This window comes from Listeria swaminathanii (assembly GCF_014229645.1).
GTDB classification, from domain to species: Bacteria; Bacillota; Bacilli; order Lactobacillales; family Listeriaceae; genus Listeria; species Listeria swaminathanii.
Genome location: NZ_JAATOD010000001.1, coordinates 838,914 through 863,647 on the forward strand (window position 1 = coordinate 838,914; position 24,734 = coordinate 863,647).

Here is a 24,734-nt window from a genome sequence, read left to right on the forward strand (position 1 = left end):
TTATTGATAGCGGTTATTTGTTATTCCAAAACAAGCTGAGCAAAACTTTTTTGCGTATTTTACCAACTAAATTACTACTTGGCTTTTTGTTGGGATTTCGCTAGTTCCAGTGATATAATGAACGGGTAAGTGGGATTGATTGCTCCAAAAATACATTGAAAATGCTTTTTTTAGGATTTTTTTATCTAAAAAGGGCATGTTAAGTAGGAGGGTATTATGGAAGAACTAAAAGGTTTAACACTAGCAGAGGCGATGGCTGAGAAGGATCTTGTGGACTGGCGTGAGATGAATGCTTATTCGTTAGGTTTACAAGCGTATATGTATGGTTTTCCATTAATTTATATGGCGGAATTAAGGCATCTTTGGGTTACAAATCCAGAGGCTAGTTTTTATGCAGCCTTGAACCATCTGCATATTAAAACGGAATTAGCCACTGCGACGAATTACACAACAGGTGGTTCTCCTAATAATGATACGCTCTATGCTTGGGGATGGATTGATTTAACAAAAGAGCCAGTTATTTTTTCTGTTCCAGAAACGAACGGTCGTTATTATGTAATTGAACTTGCTGATTTTTATTCGGATAATTTTGCCTATATTGGAAAACGAACAACTGGGACGAAGGCTGGGAATTATGCTATTACACCTCCAGGATGGAAAGGTGATTTGCCTACGGATACCAATGGTTCATTTGAATCGCCAACACCGTATGCACTTGCTTTTGAACGTACAGCAGTGAACGGAGAAGCTGATGTGGAAGAAGTCAATGCAATTCAATCTCAGTTCAAGATTACTCCTTTAAGTTACTGGGGCAAATCAGATGCGAAACTTCCTGAAAGTCACGAAATCTGGGCGCCTTATGAAGCGGTTAATGATTTGATGGGCGACTGGAAAACGATTAATCGAGCGATGACAGAAAATCCACCACGTGCCATCGATCAAACGTTAGTCACGATGATGAAGCAAATTGGAATTGGACCAGGTGAGTCACTTGATTTCGGTCATCTTCATCCTTCTGTTTTACAAGGGCTTAAACGTGCGGCTATTGACGGAAAGAAAATGCTTCGTCCGGCTATTCTTGAAGGCGGCGGTTTAAGTAAATTTTCTAATTCATGGATGATTCCAGCAAAAATTATGGGTCGCGCTGGTTATAGTAATGAATATGTTTTCCGAGCTGCTATTCAAAATTTTGGAGGAATCATCTGTAATGATCCTGCTGAGGCTGTTTATATGACGGCAATGGCTGGAGCAGATAAGCAACATTTAAATGGTGCGAAAAATTATCGTATTCATTTTGATGTCGAAACAATACCTCCAGTAAATGAGTTTTGGTCGCTGAGTATGTATGGGATTGACCATAACTTCGTGGATAATCTAATTAACAGATATGCGATTGGGGATCGTACTCCAAATATTAAAAAGAACGAAGATGGTTCTTTTGATATTTATATTCAACATGAATCTCCTGGTGCGTATAAAGAAGACAATTGGCTTCCCTGTCCCAAAAATGAATTTTATATGATTTTAAGAGCTTACGGCCCTGATGAATCTATTATTGAACAGACTTGGATTCCACCAGTAATTGAAGTTGTAAAATAAATGATAAAAAAGACAGAAGGAGTTTCTTCTGTTTTTTTATTTAGATATTAAAAAATAAAACGACTTTTGATAATGATTCTCATTATCAAAAGTCGTTTTTTGTGATATAATAAACAAAGATTTATTAACGGAGGTTAGCAATCAAATGGGAAAAGTAATAAAAAACACGGCTCACACAACCAAAAAATCAAAGAAAGTACTGAAGGATTCCAGTATAATGAATCCGCATGTAACTCGGGGGAAATACAATGATTGATAAGCGTTTGTTTCAACTGGTTGAAAAGAAATCTTTAATATTATTAATTCTGTTTCGGGTACTTAGTTTAGGGCTGATGATTGGTCTGTGGCTCGTTTTTGCTCAACAATTAACTAGTTATTTAAACGGTGAAAGCATTGATTGGCTTATGTTAGTTGGGACGGTTTTAGTCGTTTTGATTGGCAAGGCGATACTTACCAAATTAGCTGAAAAACAAATTTATCATGCCTCGGCGGAACTACGATTGTCGATGCGCCGCGCTGTAATGGAAAAAGCTTTTCGGCTAGGCAACAACGAAGGCCAGCTACCAGCGTCGACATTAACACAATTGGCCGTAGATGGAATTGAACAGTTAGAAATTTATTACTCACGTTTTTTACCGCAATTATTTTATTGTTTAATCGCGTCTTTGATGATTTTTGGCAGTTTGGTTGGTTTTGCTTGGCAGCCGGCAATTGTGCTATTAATTTGTATGCCGATGATTCCGGTTGTGATTATGATGGTGATGAAAATTGCCAAGCGGATTTTAAGTGGTTATTGGTCTGATTATACGAATTTAGGAAGCAAATTTCATGAGAATTTAAGTGGTTTAAGTATTTTAAAAGCGTATGATCAAGATAAATATAAACAAGAAGAAATTGTTTCTGATGCGGAACGTTTTCGTAAAGCGACGATGAGTTTGCTGTCTATGCAGCTAAATTCGATCACGATTATGGATATTATTTCATATAGTGGGGCGGCGCTTGGGATTGGAATGTCTTTAATTATGTTCACTAATGGCACGATTAGTATGACGGGCATGCTAATGTTCCTACTACTGAGCGCAGAGTTTTTTATTCCGATGCGTCAACTGGGGTCTTTATTCCATGTGGCGATGAATGGAATTAGTGCTTGTAGTAAATTGTTCGCTTATTTAGAGCTGCCTGAGCAAGTGTATGGCGCGAAAAAACTAGAAAAAACTTTAGAAAAAATTGAAGTTCAAGACTTAACTTTTACATATGAAAAGGGCGAAAGCGAGGCGCTTCATGAAGTGTCTGCAAGTTTTAATAAAGGTAGTTTTTCGGCGATTGTTGGTAAGTCTGGTTCTGGAAAAAGTACTTTTGTGCGTGTGTTACTCAATCAATTACCTGGCTATCAGGGGGAAATTATTTGGAATGATGTATCGCTTTCTGATTTAAGTGGCGAGGCTATTCGTAAGCAAGTCGTATTAGTGGATAATCATGGTTATTTATATGCGGATAGTATTCAGGAAAATTTATTAATTGGTAATCGGCAAGCAAGTGAAACGGATTTATGGAACGTTTTAGAACAAGTGAGTTTGGCTGATTTTGTGCGGAAGTTGCCGGGACAATTAAACGAACTTTTAGATGAGAATGGGAGTAATTTATCTGGTGGACAAAGACAGCGATTGTTGCTTGCGAGAGCGTTACTTCGAGAAGCGGAACTATATGTTTTTGATGAAATTACTTCTGGTGTAGATTTGGAAAGTGAGAAAATTATTCTTGCAGTTTTACAAAAATTAGCGCAGGAGAAAATTGTACTCTTTATTTCACATCGCTTATATAATGTTTTAGCCGCGGATCAGGTGCTAGTTTTTGAAGCGGGGAAATTGGTTGAGGTGGCGAATCCTGAACAGTTACAACAAGAATCTAGTTACTTTAAAAACTACTTTTTAGAAGAAGAAGCGTTGTTGAAAGGGGGAGCATAATATGTCAGAGTGGGCGATTATTCGTTGGTTGTTGAAATTTGTTAAACCGTTAAGAGGAAAGATGATTCTCGCAATTTTACTTGGAATTATAAGTAATTTATCGGTTATTATGATTTCTTTGATTGGAGCATATGGAATTCTTGCGGTTATTTTGCAGCAGCCGCTAAATCCGTATAAATGGCTTCTTGTGATGGTTGGGTGCGGTGTTGTACGTGGGCTGGCGCGCTATGCGGAACAGTATTTAAACCATGATATCGCTTTTCGTTTGCTTGCGATTATTCGTGAACGTATTTTTGCGACTTTGCGAAAATTAGGGCCGGCTCGTTTATCTGGGAAAAAAAGTGGTGATTTAATTACGGCGATTACAACCGATGTTGAAGCATTGGAAGTGTTTTTCGCGCATACGATTTCACCAGTTTTCATTGCAGTGGGCACGACAATTGCGACGGTTGGCTTTTTAGCAACGTATGATATTGGTTTAGCGTTGATTCTGTTATTAGGTCAAATTTTAGTGGGCGTGGTTTTACCGATGATTAGTTACAGTCGCAATAAAAAAATCGGAACGGCTTACCAGAAAGAATTTGTTGGACTCAATCAAGCTGTGATGGAAAATATTGCAAGCTTACAAGACATTTTTCAGTTTAAATTGGCTGAAGAACGTTTGGCGAAACTAACTGGCCGCGGTGAGAAACTGAACGAACAGTATCAAAAACGGTTACGCCAAGGAAGCGAATTGCAAATTTTGGGGGAATGGGTACTAATCGGGACAGCGACGCTCATTTTAGTGTTAGGTAGTTTTTGGCAATTACCGCTTGAAACAGTATTGATTGGGACCGTGCTTAGTCTGAGTTCGTTTGGTTCTGTTTTGTCATTAAATGCTTTAGGAACGGCTTTGTTGACTACTTTTGCGAGTGGGAAACGACTGTATGCTTTAACAGAAGAAAAACCAGTTGTCACTTTTGGTGGTCAACTAGAATTGACTGATTTTGAGAGTGCAGAGCTGGATAAAGTTTGTTTTAGTCATGACGGGAAACAGCCAATTTTGAGGGACCTTTCGCTTGAGTTGCCTAAGGGGAAATGGCTGGGTATTGGCGGAGAAAGTGGTAGCGGGAAAAGTACGTTGGTGAAACTGCTGATGCGTTACTGGGATCCGGATGGTCAAGTGAGATTAAATAATCAGGCGCTTCCTGAAATTACAGAGTCGTCGCTTCACCAAATGGAAGGCGTGATGGAGCAAAGTACCTTTTTATTCGAGGATACGCTCGGAAATAATATTCGCTTAGGGAAAAAAGAGGCGACTTTGGAAGAAGTGAAAGAAGCAGCGCGAAAAGCGGCACTGGATAAATGGATTGAAACTTTGCCAGAAGGATATGAAACAATTATTGGCGGACAATCGCGAAATTTATCGGATGGTGAACGTCAGCGAATTGGCTTAGCGAGACTATTTCTTCACGATGCTCCGTTATTATTGCTAGACGAACCAACTAGTAATTTGGATTATATTAACGAACAAGCGATTCTCAACACGCTACGTTCAGAGATTCAGGATAAAACGGTGCTCGTAATTTCCCACCGAAGAACGACGCTAGCTTTGGCAGAAGAGCAGTGGTTTTTGGAAAATGGTGTATTGCAACGGATAGTAGAATAAACAAAAACAGCTTGTAATTGTTACAAGCTGTTTTTGTTTATAAATCTACTTTCTGCGAGCTTTCGAAAAATTCAATGGTATCGAATTCTGCGGCAAAGAAATTTTTCGTGTAGTCCTGTTCATGATGGTAATAAAATGCTGCTTGATTTTGCCAAATTTCCCATAAAGCAAATCTACCTAATGCTTTTCCTAAAGGGACAATTTCGAATAGAACACAGCCTTCCTCTGTCACTGTTTTAGCGCGTAACCTTTCCAAATGTTCAACCAGCTGTTCATAAGAAACTTTTCCAGTAGTTTGAATAACTGCCGTACAATATAAATAATGGGCGTTTTCTTTTAAATACATTTCTTCTCCTCCTTTGAATATGTTAAGCTTAAAGTATGGAGTACACCCGATAGCAAGGAGGAACTAGATGTATATTAAAAATTTTGCCACTAAAACGGGGCTTTCGATTGATACGCTTCGATATTATGAGGAAGAAAAATTATTAATACCTGCTAGGAACGAAAAAAATTATCGCGTTTATACGGAAGAAGATTATTGTTGGGTGCAGCTGTTGCTTAAAATAAAGCAAACCGGCATGTCGATAACGAACATTAAAACTTTTGCGGGGTTACAAAAGCAAGGTGATGACTCACTTCCAGAACGAATTGCAATTTTAAATAATCATATGGAAAATTTGTATGAACAACAGAAAAATTTAGCAGAAACGATTTCTTTTGTTGGAAAAAAAGTGGACGGGTACCGAGAGAAACTTTAAAAATAAAACAGCAAGAAAGGTGAGCATCAATGATTAATAATGAAATAAGAGAAGTAGTTGGCTTACATCAAATCCTTGAAGAGGACCAAAAATTGACAGTGGACAATGCAATAGTCATCATCAGAGAAAATGTACTGATAAAATTGATACTAGATCAAGCAGATTTTTATAAAGAAATTGATTTTGATATCGAACTTACTGACAACAATGAACTGATTGGACGAAAAAATGCAAAACCGAAAGCATTGACACTTAAAGCAATATTAAAAGCGAAAACAAAAGAATTAAGATTAAAAATAAATAAAGTCAGTCACCGAATAGAGCTTAAACTAGGTGTTCGGCATTTTGAAAACCTCTACTTCGAGCAAGGTATGGTTTTCACTAAAGAAAATGTCCAAGAAAAAATTACTGCGGTTTTTGGAAGTGAGTGGTTGAGCACATTAGCCAAAACAAAACGCGCAGTGAAAACGAGACAAACGATTCAGCAAGGCGCCATTTTTTCTTATCCGATAGGAAATGAGTATGGTTTTGCGCTTGTGATTGGTTGTTTTCAGACGTTTAGGAAGCAAAAGATAATGCCTCAAGATAGCTCGCATTACCTCAATTTAATGATGGGAGTTCCGCTTGTGATTCGTACTTTTAATTATACAAGCGAACAAAATACAGTGGATGTCCAATTTTTGAAACAGCAGGAGCTCTTAAATCCGGAATTTATCATGGATGACTTAGTGTTGCGTGGGGATTTTCCGATTATTGGAGAATCTGTTCTAGAAGAATCCGATATTCTTTTTCCAATGAGTTTTTCTTTTAATGGAGCGTCTACAACATATGCAGGTTATCAAGCTACAGGTGCATCCGATAGAGAGATTATTAAAAATCATAAAGAGGAAATTACTGTTAGATTTGATTGGGGATTTGGAAGTAAAACGATGCTCGCGAAGCAATACTTGAAGAGAAGCACTGGAAAAGAGCTATTTCTCCCTTATTCTGGATTAGGAATGACGCCCGTTGCCGGATACTCGAAAAAACTAGTTTCCCCTAAATCCATATTTTCAGAAGAGGAACTAAAGCAAATATATGCAGTTTTAGATATAAACGGGGAAATGTCGTTTGATGATTTTAATGAAAAATATAATGGGATTACTGCTCAAAATATTTTATCGATTTGATGGGAAATAATGAAAACAGCCTGAAGTTAGAATAAGCTAACCTCAGGCTGTTTTCATTATTTTTCAAGGTAAGATAACTGTATCGCCATCTTCATTGGGATTACTATCCAAAAATTTTCCCAATTTGCTCAAATAAAAATTCTCGCCCAAACAAAAGAATGGGAAGAAAGCAGAGAATGACAACACCGAAAATAAATGCACCGTGTACAAGGTCAAGAGGATAGCGATGATCATGTTCAATTATATCTTCGCTTAATGAGGCTAATTTGGCATCAAATTGATTAATTAACTCAACGAAATTACTTCGGCCGATAAAGGCGCAGTCGAGTTTTTCCATTTTGTTTTCTGTTTGAAAGAATAGTTCCATCGTTTCTGGAATCTGATACCTTATACCCCTACGAATAGGCTGGAAATTATAGCTTATTCTTTTTACATTTGCAAGATGGATCGTTTTTGTTTTACTGCGTGTGTGAAGAATAAAAGCCGTCTTTGTGACTTGGACCCATTCTTTTGGAGGGAGTAGAAGTTTAATAAGTAAACGTCCGATAAAAAATATCGTTATAAGACCAAAATAAAATGATTCTGGTTTTTCGATTGCTAATAGAGTTAATAAGCCAAACATGAAAATAAAAGATAAAGAGGTTAAAGTGGTGCCGATTGTTTTAAGTTTGTCTTTGTAATATATCATGATGAACACCTGCTTGGTTGAATTTATGTTGAATTTAATGATATCATTATAAAATACAATCATCAAGTTCATTAGTGAACTTTCAACTACCTAATAATCAAGGAGGAACCTCATGAAAATTACACTACAAAAACCTACTACAGCAGATTTTCCTTTCATCGAATGGTTATGGGGAGATTTGGCAACGACGGAAGTGCTTGGTGGACCATTTTCTTTTCCAGAAGAAACGCGAATGGACTGGCTGAAGTCAAAATCACAGGCAAGCAATGCTTATTTTATTATTAAAAAAGATGCGGAATCAGTTGGAGAAGTGAGCTTTCGTGATTTTGAAAAAGGAACTGCTCATCTAAATATTAAAGTGGCTGCATGTTTTCGAGGTCAGCGGATCGCTCAAAAAGCTTTGCAATTATTCTTGGAGTTTTTTCAAAATGATTGTGGTGGAACGGTTATGTTAGATGAGGTAAGACGGAAAAATGAAGCGGGAATTGCTTTTCTTGTAAAAGCTGGTTTTGAAATAATAGAAGAAAAAGAACTGACAGTGGTGCTTAAGTGGGTTGCTTCAGCGAGAAAAGAGGACTTGGATGGATAAAGAAAGATGTGCTTGTTGTAACTGTTTAACGATTGATGTTAGAGGTGAGTTTGAGATTTGTCCTATATGCTTTTGGGAGGATGACGGTTATTTTGTCTTTACTGAGGAGGAGATTTACTCACATCATCAAAAAACTTCCTCGGTAGAAGATTTACTAAATATCCCTTCTGGTGCTAATCATGGTTTAACTTTATTAGAAGCTCGGCAAAATTTTAAAGAGTTTGGTGCTTGTGAACTTGCGATGAAGAAGTATGTAAGGGAAGCAACCGCAGATGAATTATAAAAAATAAGTGGGTAAGTGTAGATTTTAATATCGCACTTACTTTTTTTGTAGTAAAAAATGTTCACTTCCTAATAGAAGTGAACATTTTCGTGTTATTTTAAGCCATCGCGGTTTTCGATGATTTCATTGACGATGCCGTAATCTTTCGCTTCATTAACAGAAAGCCAGAAGTTGCGGTCGGTATCTTTTGAAATTTGTTCGTAAGATTGCCCGGTTGCTTCGGCGATTAAGCGGTTGATTCTTTCGCGCATCCGGATGATTTCTTTTGCTTCAATTTCGATTTCGGTACTTTGACCTTGTACGCCGCCAGCTGGTTGGTGAATCATGTAGCGCGTATTTGGAAGGCTAAAGCGATTTTCTTTTTCAGCGGCTAAGTAAATCGTAATACCAGCACTTGCAACCCAACCAGTACCAACGACTTTAACAGTTGGTTTAATGAATTTAATCATATCATGAATCGTATCGCCAGCTTCAACATGTCCGCCTTGGCTATTAATAAAGATGGTGATTGGATCGTTACTGATTGATTCTAATAATAACAGTTGCTTAGAAACGTCCTCGGCTAGCTCCTGATTGATTTCCCCGTAAATTAAAACCGTGCGTGTATCAATCAATTTTTGGGTAAGGATGTTTGTGATATTTTCATTATTTTTATTCTCTGCCATGAAAAAATTCCTCCTTAAAAGCCTTTATTTATTTGTAATACAGGTATCTTAACACAATGGTCGAAAATGGTCAAACAATTTGAATGCAAAAAAGAAAACGCTTTAGGACGGCGTTTTCTCTGTTATGAATAGCTAAAAGGATATGTATTAATCCACTTCTTGTAGGACATACTGACTTAAATCGGTTATTTTTCCTTCGCGTATCCCGGGGATTAATGTTTCCATTTCTTCCTCTGCACAAAATAATTGTATCCATTTTTGCTCTTCCTTTTCTGAGTAAGACAAATTTACATTAGATTTCATTGTTTTAGGGTTTTTTGAAGCAAATACGAGAGATACGTTAATTGTTTTTAGTTCTTCATTTAGTTTAATGATAACCTCTTGCATCGTTTCCTCCATAAAAATTTATTTAGTAAACTATATCATGGATTAGCACGAAAAAACAGTATCGAATATGGATGAAGTATTCAATACTGTTTCAAATAATTATTTTGCTAGCCTAAATCAACCTTTTATACGAATGCTAATTGCCAAGTGATGCCATATTTATCCGTAACCCAAGCCACTTTTCGAAGGGCTTCTACTGCTTCTGGGCCCATCATAACCGTACCTTCTTTAGCCAGTTTTTCAAAAAGGGTGTCGAACTCGCTTTCTGTATCTGCAAAATAAAGGGTTGTTGTCGCCCAACTAAAGGCTGGTGAAGCATTATTTGTCATGTCCATAATCATGAACGATGCTCCTTTTATTTCAAAAGTAGCATTGAGCACCTTGCCAATATCGCCACCTTGTTCTGGTTTTGTGAAGTAGGTTAGGCCGACTTTTTTTGCATCGGGGAAAGTATCTAAATAAAAATTAAACGCTTCCTCGCCGTTTCCGTTAAATGTGAAAAATGTGGAGATTCGTTTCGCTTGATTAAACATTTCATTTACCTCCTTCTGAATTATTTTAACTATACCCGAAAAATGTTTCAATTATGTGTTAAAATGAAGAAAAATGTGCGGAGGCTTGATGATGAAATATCCGATAATGCTTGATGTTACTGGGAAAAAGGTTGTCATAATTGGAGGCGGGAAAGTGGCGCTTCGGAAAATTGCGGGTTTGCTGGATGCGGGTGCGGATATTTTGGTTGTCGGGCTTGCTGTTTTACCAGAGATTAAGGCGCTTGATGTGCAAGTGGCGGAAGAAGCATATCGCGCGGCGCATCTGGAATCGGCATTTATGATATTTATTTGCACAGATAATCTGGAAGTAAATCAACTCGTTTTACGCGACCGGGCGCCGGGGCAACTCGTGAATGATACAACCAACCAAGCTAATTCTGATTTTTTCAATATGGCAACGGTGACGAAAAACGAGCTGACGATTGGAATCTCAACGGGCGGGGGAAACCCGGGATACGCGAAGAAAGTGAAGCGCGAGGTTAACAAGTTGGTAGCCAATTTAGAAACAGAAGAAATCGCGAATCGTAATAAAAAAGATAAAACCTGCTAATTTTAGTAGGTTTTTTATTCTATTATATTGCTCTCTTTTAGGTTGCAAAATTTTACTATAGATTTTGGAATGTAAACGCTCTATCATTGAAGTATACTGAAAAACTATTAAGAGGGTGTTGAGCCAAATGTCCATTTTAGAAAAGATTAAAGATGCTGGCGTTGTTGGTTGTGGGGGAGCGGGCTTTCCGACCCATGCCAAATTTAGCGGCGAAGTGGAATATTTAATTATTAACGCAGCGGAATGTGAACCGCTACTAAAAACCGATCATTTTGTTATGAGAAACCATGCAGTAGAAACGATTAAAGCGATTGAAATGGTTAAAAGCCAAGTAGGTGCAGAATTTGCCGTTATTGCAACAAAACGTTATTACACAGCGGAAATTGCGGCATTACGCGCAGCAATCACGGAACTAGATGCAAGCGTAACAATTCATGAGATGGATAATGTATATCCGACGGGTGACGAGCAAGTTATGGTATTTGAAGTAACTGGGCGTGTTGTACCACCAAGCGGAATTCCTCTAATGGTGGGCTGTATCGTATCGAATGTTTCAACAATGTGGAATGTCTTTCACGCGATTGAAGATGAGGCGCCAGTTGTCCGCAAACAACTGACGGTTACTGGTGCAGTTGGGGAGCCAAAACTATTAGATGTACCAGTTGGAACGCCATTCGAAGTCTGTTTAGCAGCAGCGGGCGGAACTAATTTAGCAGAGTATTTATTTTTAGATGGTGGACCAATGATGGGTAAACTAAATGACCAATCAACTATTGCTGAAAAAGTAGTTACAAAAACAACATCAGGCCTAATCGTTACAGAAGATACTGGCTATTTGCACAAGTTGCATTATCAAACAGTCGAACAAATTTTTAATGAAACAAAATCGGCTTGTATTCAGTGTTCGCTTTGTTCAGATTTGTGCCCAAGACAGCAATTAGGACATGACATTCATCCGCATAAAGTCATGCGTCATTTTGCGGTTGCGGAAGATATTTCGGATATTAAACCGGACCCAATTTGGGAAGAAGCGATGATTTGTTGTGAATGTGGGATTTGTGAAGTAATCGCTTGTCCGATGGGGCTTTCACCGCGCCAAGTAAACATTCACGTGAAAAAAGAACTTTTAAAACAAGGTGTGCGCTACCAAACGGATAAGAAAGAATTTACACCAGATCCGATGCGCGAATATAAATCAATTGCACCCAAAAACATTTTAATCAAAATGGGCTTGCAGCAATATGCGGACGTTCATTTAGAAAAAATGCATTATTTAGAAGTGGATGAAGTATTTATTCCGACGAAAATGCATATTGGTGCGCCGTCCATTCCTGTTGTAAGTGAAGGCGATATCGTGAAAAAAGGGGACTTAATTGCGAAGATTCCTGATACGGCTCTTGGGGCAAATATCCATGCGAGCATTGACGGTCAAATTATCCGTATAACCGAAGAACAAGTTCATATTAAGAAGGTGATGTCATGAAAATGGATACATTAGGATTTCTCGAATTAAATAGTATTTCGAAAGGCATCGAAGCGGTCGATACGATGCTAAAAGCGGCCAATTCAGAATTGATTTATGCAAAAGCCAGCTGTCCAGGAAAGTATTATATTTTAATTGCTGGAACAGTGGATTCAGTGGCACAATCAATTGAAGCTGGTACGAAGATTGGTGCGGCCAATATCGTTGGTAACTTAGTGATTCCACGTGTGTCTGACCAAGTGATTAAAGCGATTAATAAAACCGAAGTACCGGATGAAATGAACGCGGTTGGAGTTATGGAATATTATTCTTGCTCTGGTTCGATTATTGCTGCAGATGCCGCAGTAAAAGCAGCCGATGTGCAGTTACTGGATATTCGTTTGGCGACTGGGATTGCTGGTAAATCGTTCGTTGTGTTAACAGGTGATACAGCAGCATGTGAGGCGGCGGTAGAAGCTGGACTTGCAGCAGCCAAAGAAGAAGCACTTTTAATTAATAAAGTAGTTATTCCAAGACCGCGAAAAGAAGTTTTTGAGAGTTTAATCTACTAAAAAGATAACAATATATTGTCATAGAGTTTTTAGAGAAGGCACGCACTGACTGGAGTTGCGTGCCTTTTGAACAATCTGACAATATAGTGGCGCCTAAATATGATAGGATTATTTTGAGATAGTTTGTCTAGATGAGGAGTGAATAAAATGGGTTTTGATGATAATAAAGAACGTGTAATACAAGAATATGTACCAGGTAAACAGGTGACGCTTGCGCATTTAATCGCCAATCCGAACCGTGATATTTATACAAAATTAGGATTAGAAGATGGCGCGACGGCGATTGGGATTTTAACAATCACACCAAGTGAAGCTTCGATTATTGCAAGTGATATTGCGACAAAATCAGGCGATGTTCAAATTGGTTTTATTGATCGTTTCAGTGGTTCGGTTGTACTTACTGGCGATGTTTCTTCGGTTGAATCCGCTTTGCAACAAGTAGTTTTTTCATTAAACGAAATTTTGGACTTCTCGATTCCAAAAATTACTAGGAGCTGAGTCGTTTGAAGAAAATGATGGTAATGGGCTCGGTCGGTTGTGGTAAAACAACGCTGTGCCAAAAATTGCATGGTTACGATATTTTATATAAGAAAACACAAGCTGTGGAGTACTTTCAAGAGATGATTGATACTCCCGGCGAATTTGTACAACATAGACAACTTTACAGTGCGCTCACAGTGACGGCAGCAGATGCGTCTGTGATTGCGATTTTACAAAGTGTTTCGGAGAAGAAGCAGACGTTTTCACCAATGTTTGCCAGTATTTTTGCTAAACCGGTTATTGGGATTGTGACAAAAGTGGATTTAGCAGAATCGGACAAAGACATTGAACGAGCTGAGCGGGAGTTACGCATGGCTGGAGCGAAGAATATTTTTTATATTTCTTCGGTGGATGAAACAGGAATTGAAGAACTTCGAGCATATTTGGAAGATTAATTTTAAATAAGTGGAGGTTTTTTTATGCCTCAAGTGAGGGATTTATCTGTAATTGATGTGCCTGGTGGTTGTATTTTGACGAGCTGTGATATAAGTGCTGGATTCGGCGAGAAAGCGCATGATGGCTTAATGGTTGCTCCGGAAGTGACAGCTCGTTTGACTTTAAGAGTGGCTTTGCTTGAAATGATTGCATCAGGGGCTGAAGTGGTATCTGTTAGTGATGTTGTCGGCGCAGAAATGGAGCCGACTGGCAGACGTATCATTGCAGGGTTAAAGGACGAACTGGCCAAGGCTGATTTAAGTCACATTGAGTTAAATGGAAGTACAGAAGAAAATATGCCTGTAACACAAACCAGTGTAGGCGTTCTTGTAACTGGTTTTGCGACTAAAGCTGCACTAAAGTTAGTAAATGTGCATGAAGCTGCGGTCTTATTTGCGTTTGGTAAACCGATTGTCGGCGCAGAAGTCCTGCAAAAAATGGCGGAATTGCCAGATTATCGTTTGGTGAAAAAGTTAGTTGCAGATAGCGCGGTACTGGAAGTAGTACCTGTTGGCTCAAAAGGAATGGCTTACGAGGCTCATATTTTAGCGCGACTAAATGACGCCGTTTTTATTGCGAACGATGCTTTTAGTGAAGCGATAATGAATAAAACTGCGGGGCCAGCATCTGTTATTTTGGCCGCGGTTAAAATGAATGATGTAACAGCATTTGAGCGAGAGTTTCTAGGTGCTAAACGTATTGGGGAGTTGCGCGGGAATGAGGAATGGACATGAGTGAAATGATGCTTGTAACTGGCGGAGCGAGAAGTGGCAAGAGTAGCTTTGCTGAAACAGAGGCGGCCAAGTATAGTCGTGTTTTATATGTAGCGACTGGGATTGCGTATGAGAATGATACGGAGTTTCAAGCTAGAATCAAAAAACATCAGGCCACTCGTCCAGCGAATTGGGATACCTTCGAGAGTTTTCAAGGAATTGCAGCATATTTGGATCAACATTCGAACAACTATGATGTGATAATGCTTGATTGCGTGACGATGCTAGTAACTAATTTGTTTTTCACATTGCTAGGCGAGCGCGAGTTGACCAATGAGATTGCCGATGAAGTCGAGGCGGGAATTCAGGCCGAGGTTAGCGCGATTTTGGAGGCTGGGAAAGAGTCTCAAGCCAAACTCATTTTTGTTACGAATGAAATTGGGCTTGGGGTGGTACCTGAAAATAAGCTAACACGCGTTTTTAGAGATATTATCGGCCGGATAAATCAGCAAATTGCCACGCAAGTAGAAGAAGTTTATTTTGTCGTAAGTGGCATTCCAAAAAGGTGGAAGTAATATGAAAACATTGATTTTATTGATTCAATTCTTTACGCGAATTCCGCTGCCTATCCAAATTAATATGGATGAAATCAACTTGAAAAAAGGGAGCGCACTTCTTCCATTTGTTGGGGTAATTATTGGCGCTTGGAATTGGCTCATTTTTGCTTTAGTGGCACTTGTTATGCCTTTGCCGGTTGCGATTATTGCAGGTCTTTTTGCAGAAATCATCATTACTGGAGGATTCCATGTCGATGCACTTGCGGATACGGCGGATGGGCTATTTTCTTCGCGGAAAAGAGAGCGGATGTTGGAGATTATGAAAGATAGTCGGGTCGGCGCGAATGGCGTGATTGCGATTTGTTTTTATTTTCTTTTATATGGCGCTTTGTTCTTGTCGGTTCCTAATGTACAGCAAATTGGCTGGCTATTTTTCGTGTTGCCGATTGTTGCGAAAGGTGTGACGATGTTACTTTTTGCTAAAATGACGTACGCTGGGTCGAAAGAAGGGCTCGGTTCGATTTTCTTAGGTGTTCCTTGGTGGCCGATTGTGCTTTCGCAAGGGATTGTGTTAGTTATTTTAGCACTATTTTTCTCGTATATTGGCGTCATTGCTTATGCTGGCGTAGTTTTATTTACGATTATTTACCGGGCGTTTGTTTATCAGCGGATTGGTGGGATGAACGGGGATACACTAGGTGCTGGTGGGCAAATGGGCCAATTAGTGTGCCTGTTTTGTTTCGTATTACTTTGGGGGTTGATTTAAATGCAACTTATTTTTGTGCGGCACGGGGAAACGGACTGGAATGTGGCGAAAAAATATTGTGGTCAGTTAGATGTTGCTTTAAATGAGACTGGTGTTCGGCAAATGGAGCAGCTCCGCGAAAAGCTTGACGATTACTCGGTCGATTTAGTCGTGACGAGTGATCTTACGCGAGTCAAACAGTCGGCAAACATTTTAAAAAGTGTTAAGCCGATTTGTTTTCCTGCATTTAATGAAATGGATTTCGGTGATTTTGAAGGTTATACATATCAGGAAATCAGTGCGAAGTTCCCCGAGGCTTGGGATGAATACTGTAACAATTGGCAAACTGCCTCATTTCCAAACGGGGAGAGTTTTCCGATTTTTTATGAGCGAGTGATTGCTACTTTTGAAACAGAAATGGAAAAATGGCAGCAACTTGATACGGTGTTGCTCGTAGGCCATCTTGGTGTTTTACGTGTCATTGCGCTTTTTCTACAAAAACAAAAAATAGCACAATATTGGGATGTCGATTTTAAGCAAGGGTGTTATTCGCTCTGGGACAGTGAGTCTCAATGCTTTATTATTTCTAATCAATAGTAGATTTTTGCTGTTTCGGCTGAAAGTGCCTTTTTTGTAAGCGCTTTGTGGTAAGATGTAGGTAGTTAAATAGGTCTTATGTTGGTGGAATGTGTTTGCATTTCTGAAAGAGGAATTCGGTGCGATGCCGAAACTGCCCCCGCAACTGTAAGGTGGACAAGAATTGAGGTAGCCACTGTGCGTTTTTAGCGTATGGGAAGGTTCAATTGTTGGATGAAGCCAAGTCAGGATACTCGCCAAATAAGCCGGAAGCAACTCTTTTTCGGGGTCCTAAAAAGCGTATGCGGGTAGTGTAGCTTTTTTTGCTATGCATAAACTCTCATTCGATGACGGATGAAAGTTTTTTTGTTTTTCAGGCAGCAAAAAAGTCATATTCTATAGCTGCTAGAACATGACTTTTGGGGATCTTATTTTAAGGTTTCGCGGTAGCCTTTTGGCGTTATATCAAACTCTTTTCGGAATACCTTACAGAAATAGCTTGTCTGTGTGAACCCAAGATTACGAGCGATATTATCAATCGACCAACGCGGATTTTTTAGCATCTCTTTTGCGAGTGACATTTTCTTTTGGTTCACATAATTGATAAAATTGACATTCATTTCTTTCTTGAAAAGCTTACTGAAATAGTAGGAACTAAGGTATACGTGACTTGCTACTTCATCGAGGGTGATTGGACGGTTGAGGTTTTTCTCGATATACTTGAGTGCTTTCCGGATTTCTTTATTATCTTCATGATGTGCTATTTTTGTATGATGGAAAGCGATTTTTTGCTTTTGTTCTTCCCGGCTTTTTTCCATTTCGGATTTCAAGTAATACTGGGAAATAATTGTAAGCATTTCGGCAGAAGAGTTGATTTTTTTGGAGCTGAAAACAGGGACAGAGCGAAACGCGGAAATAAGTTCTTTGTCATTTTTCCAATCGGTTTCTTCTGTTTGAATGTTACCAACTTCACTACTTTCTTCGCAAATAACCTGGCCGCTGAGTAAGAATCCACTCAGTTGATTTTCGACAACGATGGGGACTGAAAAATCAGTTAATCCGGCGTGACATCGATAAATTAGAGGCTTTCCGGTTTTGGAGGCTTCAAGTCCACCAAACATATCACATTTTTGACAAAGTGAGCGATATTTGGGATTGGAGCGAATGAGTTGGCAAAAAGGAGTAAAGTTACATAATCTAGAAACTTCGGTACCGTGTATATCTACAACAACTGACGCTAAACTGGTTGCGGCTGAGAACTCATCCATGACTTTCTCAATGAGTATTTCGTTGCTTTTGGACTGTAGTAACATAGCTATTCCCCTTTCGGCGAGACTTGGCGTGTTTCTGTCGTTCTTAGTATAGCATATTTATAATGCGCTTACATTTTCTTGCCATGAAGATAACAATATATTGCTAAGACTAATTTCATAAGAGAAAGCCCAAACCATGCACTGCTGGATGGCTTTTTGTCGTTATTTTTTTTGAAGGCGCAAAATTGTGTTAAAACACGATTCGTGTCTTCTTTTTTTTCGCTTGGAAGCGGCAACTATTTATACGGCAGATTGCCTATACTGAGAGAGTAAAATACTTATTTTGAGAAGGAGGTACACCCATGCAAGAAGCACTAGGCTTAGTTGAAACTAAAGGGCTAGTCGGCGCCATTGAAGCCGCTGACGCCATGGTTAAATCAGCTAATGTAACATTAACAGGGTATGAAAAAATCGGATCTGGACTTGTTACTGTGATGGTTCGAGGGGATGTTGGTGCGGTTAAAGCAGCAACAGAAGCTGGGGCTGCAGCAGCAAGAAATGTAGGTACCGTGATGAGTACGCATGTTATTCCTCGTCCGCATACTGATGTGGAAGAAATTTTACCAGTGAGGGTGAAGTCAGATGAGTGAGCAAAATAAACTGATTGACGAAATTCTAAAACAGGTAATGGAAACGGTCAATGATGCCCCGGAAAAACTAGTAGAGGATGGAGGATCACGTCAAATGAGTGAAAAAGCAATTCAATTAACAGAGTTTGTAGGAACAGCAATTGGAGATACGATCGGCCTAGTGATTGCGAATGTAGACGGACAACTTTTAGAAGCAATGAAGCTTGAGAAGTCTTACCGTTCTATAGGTATTTTAGGAGCCCGTACTGGTGCAGGCCCACATATTATGGCTGCAGATGAAGCGGTAAAAGCAACCAATACAGAAGTAGTAAAAATCGAATTACCACGTGATACAAAAGGCGGTGCAGGTCACGGTTCTTTAATTATCTTTGGTGGTGACGATGTTTCAGATGTTAAACGCGCAGTAGAAGTGGCGCTAAATGAATTAGATAAAACTTTTGGAGATGTGTATGGTAATGAAGCTGGCCACATTGAACTTCAATATACTGCTCGCGCAAGCCACGCACTTGAAAAAGCATTCGGCGCGCCAGTAGGAAAAGCATTTGGACTTATGGTTGGTGCTCCAGCTGGGATTGGTGTTGTAATGGCTGATACTGCAGTGAAATCTGCTAACGTAGATGTCGTTGCATATTCTTCACCTGCAGATGGAACAAGTTTCTCCAATGAAGTAATCCTTTGTATTTCTGGAGATTCTGGAGCAGTCCGTCAAGCAGTTATTTCTGCACGTGAAATTGGTAAAAAATTACTTGGAGCTTTAGGGGATGAACCGAAAAATGATCGTCCATCCTACATTTAGAACGGAGGGTAACGACTGATGAAATCAAAACGCTTTGAAGAATTAGCAAAACGCCCGGTCAATCAAGATGGTTTTGTAAAGGAATGGATTGAAGAAGGCTTAATCGCAATGGAAAGCCCAAATGATCCGAAGCCAAGCATTAAAATAGAAAATGGCAAAGTAGTCGAAATGGATAGTAAAAAACTAGCTGATTTTGACTTAATTGACCATTTCATCGCGAAATATGGCGTCGATTTATCTCGTGCGGAAGAAGTCATGCAAATGGATTCTGTGAAGCTAGCAAATATGCTTTGCGACCCAAATGTACCACGCGAAAAAATCGTTTTACTTACAACCGCTATGACACCGGCAAAAATAGTAGAAGTAGTTTCGCAAATGAACGTTGTCGAAATGATGATGTCGATGCAAAAAATGCGCTCACGTAGAACACCAACAACCCAAGCCCACGTAACGAACTTGCGTGATAATCCTGTTCAAATTGCAGCCGATGCAGCAGAAGCAGCGATTCGTGGCTTTGATGAACAAGAAACAACTGTTGCGGTAGTTCGTTACGCACCTTTTAACGCGCTTAGCTTATTAGTAGGTTCGCAAACTGGCCGTGGTGGCGTATTAACGCAATGTTCGTTGGAAGAAGCAACGGAATTAGAACTCGGTATGCGTGGCTTAACTTGTTACGCTGAAACGATTTCTGTTTATGGAACGGAGCCTGTATTTACAGACGGAGATGATACGCCTTGGTCGAAAGGTATTTTGGCAAGTGCATACGCGTCTCGCGGTTTGAAAATGCGTTTCACTTCTGGAACTGGTTCCGAAGTTCAAATGGGTTATGCAGAAGGAAAATCGATGCTTTATCTTGAATCACGCTGTATTTTCATTACGAAAGCAGCCGGCGTTCAAGGTTTACAAAATGGTTCGATTAGTTGTATCGGAATTCCGGGAGCCGTGCCAAGTGGTATTAGAGCGGTACTTGCAGAGAATTTAATTGCCGTTATGCTCGATCTAGAAGTAGCGTCTGGTAATGACCAAACATTCTCTCACTCGGATATTCGCCGTACAGCTCGTTTACTGATGCAATTTTTACCAGGAACAGATTATATTTCCTCTGGTTATAGCGCAACACCGAACTATGACAATATGTTTGCTGGTTCGAATTTTGATGCGGATGACTTTGATGATTACAATATTTTACAACGCGATTTAAAAGTAGATGGTGGTTTAACGCCGGTTACAGAAGAAGAAGTTGTTGCAGTTAGAAATAAAGCGGCACGAGTAATTCAAGCTGTTTTTGATAAATTAGGTCTTCCAGAAGTAACTGATGAGGAAGTAGAAGCAGCAACGTATGCACGCGGAAGTAAAGAGATGCCAGAGCGTAACATGGTAGAAGATATTAAAGCAGCAGCTGAAATGATGGACCGTGGTGTCACTGGTCTGGATGTTGTTAAAGCGCTATCTGCTGGTGGATTCGACGATGTTGCCGAAAGCGTACTTAATATGCTGAAACAACGTGTATCTGGAGACTTCCTTCATACCTCTGCCATCATTGACAAAGACTGGAATGTTATTAGTTCCGTCAATGATTTAAATGATTACGCAGGCCCAGGAACTGGTTATCGCTTAGAGGGCGAACGCTGGGAAAAATTAAAAGATATTGCTGTTGCAGTGGATGCAAACGAATTAGAATAAGCTACTTCCCATTTTTTATAAAGGAGGATTACGAGACATGGTTGAAATTAACGAAAAAGTGCTTCGCGGAATTATCTCCGAAGTACTAGATGAATTACAGCTAAAAGAAGATAAAGTTTCTTTCCAAAAAGAACAGCCCAGTGTTGCCGTTTCAGACGAAAGCTTTTTAACAGAAGTTGGTGACGCAAAGCCGGGTAGACAAAAAGATGAAGTGGTTATTGCGGTCGCACCAGCTTTTGGTAAATATCAAACAAAAAATATTGTCGGCGTTCCGCATAAACAAATTTTACGAGAAGTGATTGCAGGTATTGAAGAAGAAGGGTTAAAAGCGCGCGTTGTCCGTGTGTTCCGTTCTTCTGACGTAGCTTTCGTCGCGGTAGAAGGCGACAAATTAAGTGGTTCTGGTATTTGTATCGGCATTCAGTCGCGTGGTACAGCATTAATCCACCAAAAAGATTTACAACCACTTTCTAACTTAGAGTTATTCCCGCAAGCACCACTAATTACCTTAGAAACATACCGAGCAATTGGTAAAAATGCGGCGAAATATGCTAAAGGTGAATCACCAAACCCAGTGCCAATGGTAAACGATCAAATGGCACGTCCGAAATTCCAAGCCAAAGCAGCTTTACTTCATATCAAAGAAACAAAACATGTTGTTCAAGGGAAAAACGCAGTCGAATTACAAGTAAACTAATAGTGAGGTGAAAATGATGAATCAAGAAGCACTAGAAAATATGGTTAGAAATATTTTACAAGAAGTAAATAGTGGTGCCGTTTCAACAACGACTTCTAAAAAAGTAAGCGGAGATACACTGACGGTACGCGATTATCCACTTGGTACGAAACGTCCTGAACTTGTAAAAACATCGACATCAAAATCATTAGACGATATTACGTTGAAAAGTGTTTTAGATGGCACGATTAAACCAGAAGATGTTCGTGTAACAGCGGAAACACTGAAAATGCAAGCGCAAGTCGCAAGAGACGCAGGACGCGCAACCTTAGCAAATAACTTCGAACGTGCGGCGGAATTAACAATTGTTCCAGATGAACGCATTTTAGAAATTTATAATGCAATGCGTCCTTATCGTTCCTCGAAAGAAGAGCTAATTGCGATTGCGGATGAATTGGAAAATGTGTATCATGCAACGATTTGTTCTAATTATGTTCGTGAAGCGGCACAGCTTTATCAAGAGCGTAAGAAATTAAAAGGCGATAATTAAAATTCACCTTTGCTCGCGATTATGTAGGAAATGCGGTGAAATGAATGCAGTATATTGCAGGTATTGATATCGGAAACTCGACAACCGAAGTGGCGCTTGCAAAGATAAACGCACAAGGTAAAGCCGAGTTTGTCGCAAGTGCCATTACGGATACAACTGGTATCAAAGGAACGAAACAAAATCTTCACGGGATTTTTAAAGCGTTGCGGCTTGCTTTAGAAAAAGTAAATGCAACAACCGCGGACTTGAGTGAAATCCGGATTAATGAAGCGACTCCCGTGATTGGTGATGTGGCAATGGAAACAATTACGGAAACGATTATTACGGAGTCTACCATGATTGGACATAATCCTAAAACACCTGGTGGACTTGGGATGGGATCAGGTATGACTGTACTTTTGGATGAGGTGCCAACTAAATCAAAAGACACTGATTACATTGTGATCATTCCCAAAACAGTCGACTTTGAGGATGCAGCAAAGCAGATTAATGAGTATACCGAACAAGGCTACCAAATAACTGCGGCAATTCTTCAAGCTGATGACGGCGTGCTCGTACATAATCGATTAAATCACAAAATGCCGATTGTTGACGAGGTAGGATTTATTGATAAAGTTCCGGTGGATATGTTAGCAGCTGTCGAAGTTGCTGCTCCCGGAAAAGTCATTGAAACCATTTCGAATCCATATGGTATTGCGACGGTCTTTCATTTGAGCTCGGATGAAACAAAAAATATTATTCCTGTTGCGCGGGCTTTAATTGGAAACCGTTCGGCAGTTGTGATTAAAACGCCAGAGGGTGACGTGAAAGCGAGAACCATTCCAGCGGGACATATCGAACTTGAGTCGGGCTCGCGAACCTTGCGTGTCAATGTAGCAGAAGGATCCGAGAAGATTATGCAGGCGATTACATCACTGCCAAAACTCGACAATGCAAGCGGAGAACCGGGAACGAATATCGGTGGCATGCTGGAAAAAGTGCGGCAAACCATGGCTGGGCTAACAGATAAATTACCGGCAGATATTTTTATTCAAGATTTGCTGGCTGTAGATACGTTCGTTCCAGTCGATGTTCAAGGTGGTCTTGCTGGTGAGTTTTCAATGGAGCAAGCAGTTGGGATTGCCTCAATGGTAAAAAGTGATCATTTACAAATGGCGGCAATCGCCTCAGAAATCGAACAAGAGCTAAATGTATCGGTCAAAATTGGCGGGGCGGAAGCAGAGGCAGCAATCCTTGGTGCACTTACTACGCCTGGAACCAATACGCCGCTTGCAATTTTAGACTTAGGTGCGGGTTCCACAGATGCCTCGATTATTAACGGAAAAGGAGAAATTATCGCGACGCATTTAGCCGGAGCAGGCGACATGGTAACGATGATTATCCAGTCAGAAATTGGTCTTGAGGATCGTTATTTAGCAGAAGATATTAAAAAATATCCGCTTGCTAAAGTCGAAAGCATTTTCCACATTCGGCATGAAGATGGCACGGTCCAATTTTTCGATACACCGCTTTCTCCAAGCGTTTTTGCGAAAGTGGTGATTGTAAAACCAGATGGCTTCGCACCAATTCCTGGTGATGTGTCGATTGAAAAAATTAAATTAATTCGTCGTTCAGCAAAAGAGCGTGTTTTTGTAACGAATACCATCCGCGCATTAAAATATGTTAGCCCAACTGGGAATATTCGAGATATTCCATTTGTCGTTATTGTCGGAGGGTCAGCCCTTGATTTTGAGATTCCGCAATTAATAACGGATGCACTTTCTCATTATTCGCTCGTTGCTGGCCGTGGAAATATTCGTGGCAAAGAAGGTCCTAGAAATGCTGTTGCGACAGGCTTAATCCTTTCTGGAGGTGCAGAGGCATGATTCCGGTTGTAAGTAAGCCAGCTATTTATTTTCATGCAGATAAAGATGCCGACCCTGAATGTATTAAACAAGTTTTATTTGGAATAGAAGAGGAAGGCATTCCGTGCGAGTTAGAAATTATCTCTTTAAAAGAAGAAGTGCAAGCCGCATTTCGAGCATCTGCGAGTTCTCCACTTCTAGTTGGCATTACGCTGAAAAATGATCATTTAGTGATTCATTATCGTAATTTGCCACCAGATAAGCCGCTATTTTCGGAATACCGTTTTGGAGCAGCAACACTCGAAAAACAGCGCAATATGGGAATGAATGCGGCGCGACTCGTTAAGGGTGTACCTTTTAAATAAGGAGGTGAAGGAATGCATCAAGCAATTGGAGTAATTGAAATTAAAGGACTTGCCTCAGCGATTACAGTAGCAGATACAATGGCTAAAGTAGCAAATATCCAACTCGTCGACACGGAAACAGCAAAAGGTTTTGGCTGGATTACCGTGAAAGTAGAAGGAGATGTTGCAGCAGTAAATGCCGCGCTCGAAGCAGGAGAACAAACCGCAATAGCCTCAGACAGCTTTATTGCGAAAAAAGTCATTCCTCGACCAGGGGAAGAGATTTTTACAGTGTTTTGGCCACAAGAAGACGAAGCGCCAGAAAAACCGGTAGAAGCAGAATTAATCGCAGAGCCGGAAGAAGTCGCTGAACCCGAAGTAGCGGCAGAACCAACATGTAATCTATGTCACGATCCACTATGCCCACGGGTAAAAGGCGATCCAAGACAAGATTGTATCCATTTTGAAGAAGAGAAGTAAA

General features: G+C 39.9%; 30 protein-coding genes and 1 riboswitch. Of the genes, 24 read left to right on the forward strand and 6 right to left on the reverse strand.

All coding sequences use genetic code 11. From position 1 onward, the window contains the following. Nucleotides 1-216: 216 nt before the first annotated feature. From HCX62_RS04200 to HCX62_RS04210, 3 genes are all read left to right on the forward strand, one after another. Complete coding sequence (locus HCX62_RS04200) at nucleotides 217-1,599, forward strand: DUF1254 domain-containing protein (protein ID WP_185637145.1); 1,383 nt, start codon at nucleotides 217-219, stop codon at nucleotides 1,597-1,599. A 248-nt stretch (nucleotides 1,600-1,847) separates the two neighbouring features. Further along, complete coding sequence (locus HCX62_RS04205; protein ID WP_185637147.1) at nucleotides 1,848-3,563, forward strand: ABC transporter ATP-binding protein/permease; 1,716 nt, start codon at nucleotides 1,848-1,850, stop codon at nucleotides 3,561-3,563. A 1-nt stretch (nucleotide 3,564) separates the two neighbouring features. Further along, entirely contained in the window at nucleotides 3,565-5,211 is a 1,647-nt protein-coding gene (locus tag HCX62_RS04210; RefSeq protein WP_185637149.1) for an amino acid ABC transporter ATP-binding/permease protein, read from the forward strand. A 37-nt stretch (nucleotides 5,212-5,248) separates the two neighbouring features. Here HCX62_RS04210 and HCX62_RS04215 read toward each other — a convergent pair whose 3' ends face one another. After that, nucleotides 5,249-5,557 (reverse strand): putative quinol monooxygenase, encoded by a 309-nt coding sequence (locus HCX62_RS04215; protein ID WP_185637151.1) that lies wholly within the window; start codon nucleotides 5,555-5,557, stop codon nucleotides 5,249-5,251. Between the two features lie 67 nt (nucleotides 5,558-5,624). On the opposite strand from HCX62_RS04215, the gene HCX62_RS04220 reads away from it, so the two are divergent. Beyond that, nucleotides 5,625-5,972: a MerR family transcriptional regulator gene (locus tag HCX62_RS04220; protein WP_185637153.1), complete on the forward strand. Its 348-nt coding sequence runs from the start codon at nucleotides 5,625-5,627 to the stop codon at nucleotides 5,970-5,972. A 29-nt stretch (nucleotides 5,973-6,001) separates the two neighbouring features. Beyond that, complete coding sequence (locus HCX62_RS04225) at nucleotides 6,002-7,141, forward strand: immunity 26/phosphotriesterase HocA family protein (RefSeq protein WP_185637154.1); 1,140 nt, start codon at nucleotides 6,002-6,004, stop codon at nucleotides 7,139-7,141. Between the two features lie 103 nt (nucleotides 7,142-7,244). Here the strand turns inward: HCX62_RS04225 and HCX62_RS04230 are convergent, their stop codons facing one another. Continuing rightward, a complete protein-coding gene (locus HCX62_RS04230) occupies nucleotides 7,245-7,829 on the reverse strand; it encodes a hypothetical protein (RefSeq protein ID WP_185637156.1) in 585 nt (194 codons plus the stop codon). A gap of 112 nt (nucleotides 7,830-7,941) precedes the next feature. Between HCX62_RS04230 and HCX62_RS04235 the strand changes: the two genes are divergently transcribed. Further along, nucleotides 7,942-8,418, forward strand: a complete 477-nt coding sequence (locus tag HCX62_RS04235) for a GNAT family N-acetyltransferase (protein ID WP_185637158.1) — start codon at nucleotides 7,942-7,944, stop codon at nucleotides 8,416-8,418. Next, nucleotides 8,411-8,701, forward strand: a complete 291-nt coding sequence (locus HCX62_RS04240) for a CPCC family cysteine-rich protein (RefSeq protein WP_185637160.1) — start codon at nucleotides 8,411-8,413, stop codon at nucleotides 8,699-8,701. The genes HCX62_RS04235 and HCX62_RS04240 overlap by 8 nt, the downstream gene beginning before the upstream one ends. 92 nt (nucleotides 8,702-8,793) lie before the next feature. Here the strand turns inward: HCX62_RS04240 and HCX62_RS04245 are convergent, their stop codons facing one another. From HCX62_RS04245 to HCX62_RS04255, 3 genes are all read right to left on the reverse strand, one after another. Then, the gene (locus HCX62_RS04245; RefSeq protein WP_026749876.1) at nucleotides 8,794-9,366 is read right to left on the reverse strand and encodes an ATP-dependent Clp protease proteolytic subunit; all 573 of its coding nucleotides are present in this window, start codon (nucleotides 9,364-9,366) and stop codon (nucleotides 8,794-8,796) included. Between the two features lie 147 nt (nucleotides 9,367-9,513). Continuing rightward, nucleotides 9,514-9,753, reverse strand: a complete 240-nt coding sequence (locus HCX62_RS04250; RefSeq protein ID WP_185637162.1) for a hypothetical protein — start codon at nucleotides 9,751-9,753, stop codon at nucleotides 9,514-9,516. 125 nt (nucleotides 9,754-9,878) lie between these two features. Continuing rightward, nucleotides 9,879-10,286 (reverse strand): VOC family protein, encoded by a 408-nt coding sequence (locus HCX62_RS04255; protein ID WP_185637163.1) that lies wholly within the window; start codon nucleotides 10,284-10,286, stop codon nucleotides 9,879-9,881. Nucleotides 10,287-10,377: 91 nt separating this feature from the next. Between HCX62_RS04255 and HCX62_RS04260 the strand changes: the two genes are divergently transcribed. The 9 genes from HCX62_RS04260 to cobC all read left to right on the forward strand — a co-directional run bounded on the left by HCX62_RS04260 (nucleotide 10,378) and on the right by cobC (nucleotide 16,478). Continuing rightward, nucleotides 10,378-10,857, forward strand: coding sequence for a precorrin-2 dehydrogenase/sirohydrochlorin ferrochelatase family protein (locus HCX62_RS04260; protein WP_185638022.1), 480 nt, complete (start codon nucleotides 10,378-10,380; stop codon nucleotides 10,855-10,857). A gap of 118 nt (nucleotides 10,858-10,975) precedes the next feature. Then, nucleotides 10,976-12,340, forward strand: coding sequence for a 4Fe-4S dicluster domain-containing protein (locus HCX62_RS04265; protein WP_185637165.1), 1,365 nt, complete (start codon nucleotides 10,976-10,978; stop codon nucleotides 12,338-12,340). Further along, a complete protein-coding gene (locus HCX62_RS04270) occupies nucleotides 12,337-12,891 on the forward strand; it encodes a BMC domain-containing protein (RefSeq protein ID WP_003736310.1) in 555 nt (184 codons plus the stop codon). Before HCX62_RS04265 ends, HCX62_RS04270 begins: the two co-directional genes overlap by 4 nt. A gap of 147 nt (nucleotides 12,892-13,038) precedes the next feature. Further along, nucleotides 13,039-13,389, forward strand: coding sequence for an ethanolamine utilization microcompartment protein EutS (gene eutS / locus HCX62_RS04275; protein ID WP_185517023.1), 351 nt, complete (start codon nucleotides 13,039-13,041; stop codon nucleotides 13,387-13,389). Between the two features lie 5 nt (nucleotides 13,390-13,394). Continuing rightward, nucleotides 13,395-13,826 carry a EutP/PduV family microcompartment system protein gene (locus tag HCX62_RS04280; RefSeq protein WP_185637167.1) on the forward strand — a complete coding sequence of 144 codons (432 nt, stop codon included), beginning with the start codon at nucleotides 13,395-13,397 and terminating at the stop codon, nucleotides 13,824-13,826. A gap of 24 nt (nucleotides 13,827-13,850) precedes the next feature. Next, a complete protein-coding gene (gene cblS, locus HCX62_RS04285; RefSeq protein ID WP_185637169.1) occupies nucleotides 13,851-14,600 on the forward strand; it encodes an alpha-ribazole kinase in 750 nt (249 codons plus the stop codon). Beyond that, nucleotides 14,597-15,154, forward strand: coding sequence for a bifunctional adenosylcobinamide kinase/adenosylcobinamide-phosphate guanylyltransferase (gene cobU, locus HCX62_RS04290; RefSeq protein ID WP_185637171.1), 558 nt, complete (start codon nucleotides 14,597-14,599; stop codon nucleotides 15,152-15,154). The genes cblS and cobU overlap by 4 nt, the downstream gene beginning before the upstream one ends. Before the next feature lies 1 nt (nucleotide 15,155). Then, the gene (gene cobS, locus HCX62_RS04295) at nucleotides 15,156-15,902 is read left to right on the forward strand and encodes an adenosylcobinamide-GDP ribazoletransferase (RefSeq protein ID WP_185637173.1); all 747 of its coding nucleotides are present in this window, start codon (nucleotides 15,156-15,158) and stop codon (nucleotides 15,900-15,902) included. Then, on the forward strand, nucleotides 15,903-16,478 hold the full coding sequence (gene cobC / locus HCX62_RS04300; RefSeq protein ID WP_185637175.1) for an alpha-ribazole phosphatase: 576 nt from the start codon (nucleotides 15,903-15,905) through the stop codon (nucleotides 16,476-16,478). 64 nt (nucleotides 16,479-16,542) lie between these two features. After that, nucleotides 16,543-16,733: riboswitch (cobalamin riboswitch) on the forward strand. Between the two features lie 152 nt (nucleotides 16,734-16,885). Here cobC and HCX62_RS04305 read toward each other — a convergent pair. Further along, nucleotides 16,886-17,770, reverse strand: coding sequence for a PocR ligand-binding domain-containing protein (locus HCX62_RS04305; protein WP_185637177.1), 885 nt, complete (start codon nucleotides 17,768-17,770; stop codon nucleotides 16,886-16,888). A 302-nt stretch (nucleotides 17,771-18,072) separates the two neighbouring features. Between HCX62_RS04305 and pduA the strand changes: the two genes are divergently transcribed. From pduA to HCX62_RS04345, 8 genes are read left to right on the forward strand one after another with little or no spacing between them, the layout of a single operon-like run. Beyond that, complete coding sequence (gene pduA / locus HCX62_RS04310; protein ID WP_003719356.1) at nucleotides 18,073-18,360, forward strand: propanediol utilization microcompartment protein PduA; 288 nt, start codon at nucleotides 18,073-18,075, stop codon at nucleotides 18,358-18,360. Beyond that, nucleotides 18,353-19,156 (forward strand): propanediol utilization microcompartment protein PduB, encoded by an 804-nt coding sequence (pduB, locus tag HCX62_RS04315; protein WP_185502610.1) that lies wholly within the window; start codon nucleotides 18,353-18,355, stop codon nucleotides 19,154-19,156. Before pduA ends, pduB begins: the two co-directional genes overlap by 8 nt. Before the next feature lie 18 nt (nucleotides 19,157-19,174). Then, nucleotides 19,175-20,839 (forward strand): propanediol/glycerol family dehydratase large subunit, encoded by a 1,665-nt coding sequence (locus HCX62_RS04320; RefSeq protein WP_185637179.1) that lies wholly within the window; start codon nucleotides 19,175-19,177, stop codon nucleotides 20,837-20,839. 37 nt (nucleotides 20,840-20,876) lie between these two features. After that, nucleotides 20,877-21,536, forward strand: coding sequence for a propanediol/glycerol family dehydratase medium subunit (locus HCX62_RS04325; RefSeq protein WP_003721553.1), 660 nt, complete (start codon nucleotides 20,877-20,879; stop codon nucleotides 21,534-21,536). 16 nt (nucleotides 21,537-21,552) lie between these two features. Then, nucleotides 21,553-22,065, forward strand: a complete 513-nt coding sequence (locus tag HCX62_RS04330; RefSeq protein ID WP_185638024.1) for a diol dehydratase small subunit — start codon at nucleotides 21,553-21,555, stop codon at nucleotides 22,063-22,065. A 44-nt stretch (nucleotides 22,066-22,109) separates the two neighbouring features. Continuing rightward, nucleotides 22,110-23,930 carry a diol dehydratase reactivase subunit alpha gene (locus HCX62_RS04335; RefSeq protein WP_185637181.1) on the forward strand — a complete coding sequence of 607 codons (1,821 nt, stop codon included), beginning with the start codon at nucleotides 22,110-22,112 and terminating at the stop codon, nucleotides 23,928-23,930. Next, a complete protein-coding gene (locus HCX62_RS04340; RefSeq protein ID WP_008947524.1) occupies nucleotides 23,927-24,274 on the forward strand; it encodes a glycerol dehydratase reactivase beta/small subunit family protein in 348 nt (115 codons plus the stop codon). The genes HCX62_RS04335 and HCX62_RS04340 overlap by 4 nt, the downstream gene beginning before the upstream one ends. 12 nt (nucleotides 24,275-24,286) lie before the next feature. Then, entirely contained in the window at nucleotides 24,287-24,733 is a 447-nt protein-coding gene (locus tag HCX62_RS04345; protein ID WP_185637183.1) for a BMC domain-containing protein, read from the forward strand. The last annotated feature ends 1 nt before the right edge of the window (nucleotide 24,734 follow it).

Bases quoted from the DNA above. Each gene is read 5' to 3' on its own strand.
- HCX62_RS04200 (WP_185637145.1), top strand. From the start codon at position 217: ATGGAAGAACTAAAAGGTTTAACACTAGCAGAGGCGATGGCTGAGAAG.
- HCX62_RS04205 (WP_185637147.1), top strand. From the start codon at position 1,848: ATGATTGATAAGCGTTTGTTTCAACTGGTTGAAAAGAAATCTTTAATA.
- HCX62_RS04210 (WP_185637149.1), top strand. From the start codon at position 3,565: ATGTCAGAGTGGGCGATTATTCGTTGGTTGTTGAAATTTGTTAAACCG.
- HCX62_RS04215 (WP_185637151.1), bottom strand. From the start codon at position 5,557: ATGTATTTAAAAGAAAACGCCCATTATTTATATTGTACGGCAGTTATT.
- HCX62_RS04220 (WP_185637153.1), top strand. From the start codon at position 5,625: ATGTATATTAAAAATTTTGCCACTAAAACGGGGCTTTCGATTGATACG.
- HCX62_RS04225 (WP_185637154.1), top strand. From the start codon at position 6,002: ATGATTAATAATGAAATAAGAGAAGTAGTTGGCTTACATCAAATCCTT.
- HCX62_RS04230 (WP_185637156.1), bottom strand. From the start codon at position 7,829: ATGATATATTACAAAGACAAACTTAAAACAATCGGCACCACTTTAACC.
- HCX62_RS04235 (WP_185637158.1), top strand. From the start codon at position 7,942: ATGAAAATTACACTACAAAAACCTACTACAGCAGATTTTCCTTTCATC.
- HCX62_RS04240 (WP_185637160.1), top strand. From the start codon at position 8,411: ATGGATAAAGAAAGATGTGCTTGTTGTAACTGTTTAACGATTGATGTT.
- HCX62_RS04245 (WP_026749876.1), bottom strand. From the start codon at position 9,366: ATGGCAGAGAATAAAAATAATGAAAATATCACAAACATCCTTACCCAA.
- HCX62_RS04250 (WP_185637162.1), bottom strand. From the start codon at position 9,753: ATGCAAGAGGTTATCATTAAACTAAATGAAGAACTAAAAACAATTAAC.
- HCX62_RS04255 (WP_185637163.1), bottom strand. From the start codon at position 10,286: ATGTTTAATCAAGCGAAACGAATCTCCACATTTTTCACATTTAACGGA.
- HCX62_RS04260 (WP_185638022.1), top strand. From the start codon at position 10,378: ATGAAATATCCGATAATGCTTGATGTTACTGGGAAAAAGGTTGTCATA.
- HCX62_RS04270 (WP_003736310.1), top strand. From the start codon at position 12,337: ATGAAAATGGATACATTAGGATTTCTCGAATTAAATAGTATTTCGAAA.
- eutS (WP_185517023.1), top strand. From the start codon at position 13,039: ATGGGTTTTGATGATAATAAAGAACGTGTAATACAAGAATATGTACCA.
- cblS (WP_185637169.1), top strand. From the start codon at position 13,851: ATGCCTCAAGTGAGGGATTTATCTGTAATTGATGTGCCTGGTGGTTGT.
- cobU (WP_185637171.1), top strand. From the start codon at position 14,597: ATGAGTGAAATGATGCTTGTAACTGGCGGAGCGAGAAGTGGCAAGAGT.
- cobS (WP_185637173.1), top strand. From the start codon at position 15,156: ATGAAAACATTGATTTTATTGATTCAATTCTTTACGCGAATTCCGCTG.
- cobC (WP_185637175.1), top strand. From the start codon at position 15,903: ATGCAACTTATTTTTGTGCGGCACGGGGAAACGGACTGGAATGTGGCG.
- HCX62_RS04305 (WP_185637177.1), bottom strand. From the start codon at position 17,770: ATGTTACTACAGTCCAAAAGCAACGAAATACTCATTGAGAAAGTCATG.
- pduA (WP_003719356.1), top strand. From the start codon at position 18,073: ATGCAAGAAGCACTAGGCTTAGTTGAAACTAAAGGGCTAGTCGGCGCC.
- pduB (WP_185502610.1), top strand. From the start codon at position 18,353: ATGAGTGAGCAAAATAAACTGATTGACGAAATTCTAAAACAGGTAATG.
- HCX62_RS04320 (WP_185637179.1), top strand. From the start codon at position 19,175: ATGAAATCAAAACGCTTTGAAGAATTAGCAAAACGCCCGGTCAATCAA.
- HCX62_RS04325 (WP_003721553.1), top strand. From the start codon at position 20,877: ATGGTTGAAATTAACGAAAAAGTGCTTCGCGGAATTATCTCCGAAGTA.
- HCX62_RS04330 (WP_185638024.1), top strand. From the start codon at position 21,553: ATGAATCAAGAAGCACTAGAAAATATGGTTAGAAATATTTTACAAGAA.
- HCX62_RS04335 (WP_185637181.1), top strand. From the start codon at position 22,110: ATGCAGTATATTGCAGGTATTGATATCGGAAACTCGACAACCGAAGTG.
- HCX62_RS04340 (WP_008947524.1), top strand. From the start codon at position 23,927: ATGATTCCGGTTGTAAGTAAGCCAGCTATTTATTTTCATGCAGATAAA.
- HCX62_RS04345 (WP_185637183.1), top strand. From the start codon at position 24,287: ATGCATCAAGCAATTGGAGTAATTGAAATTAAAGGACTTGCCTCAGCG.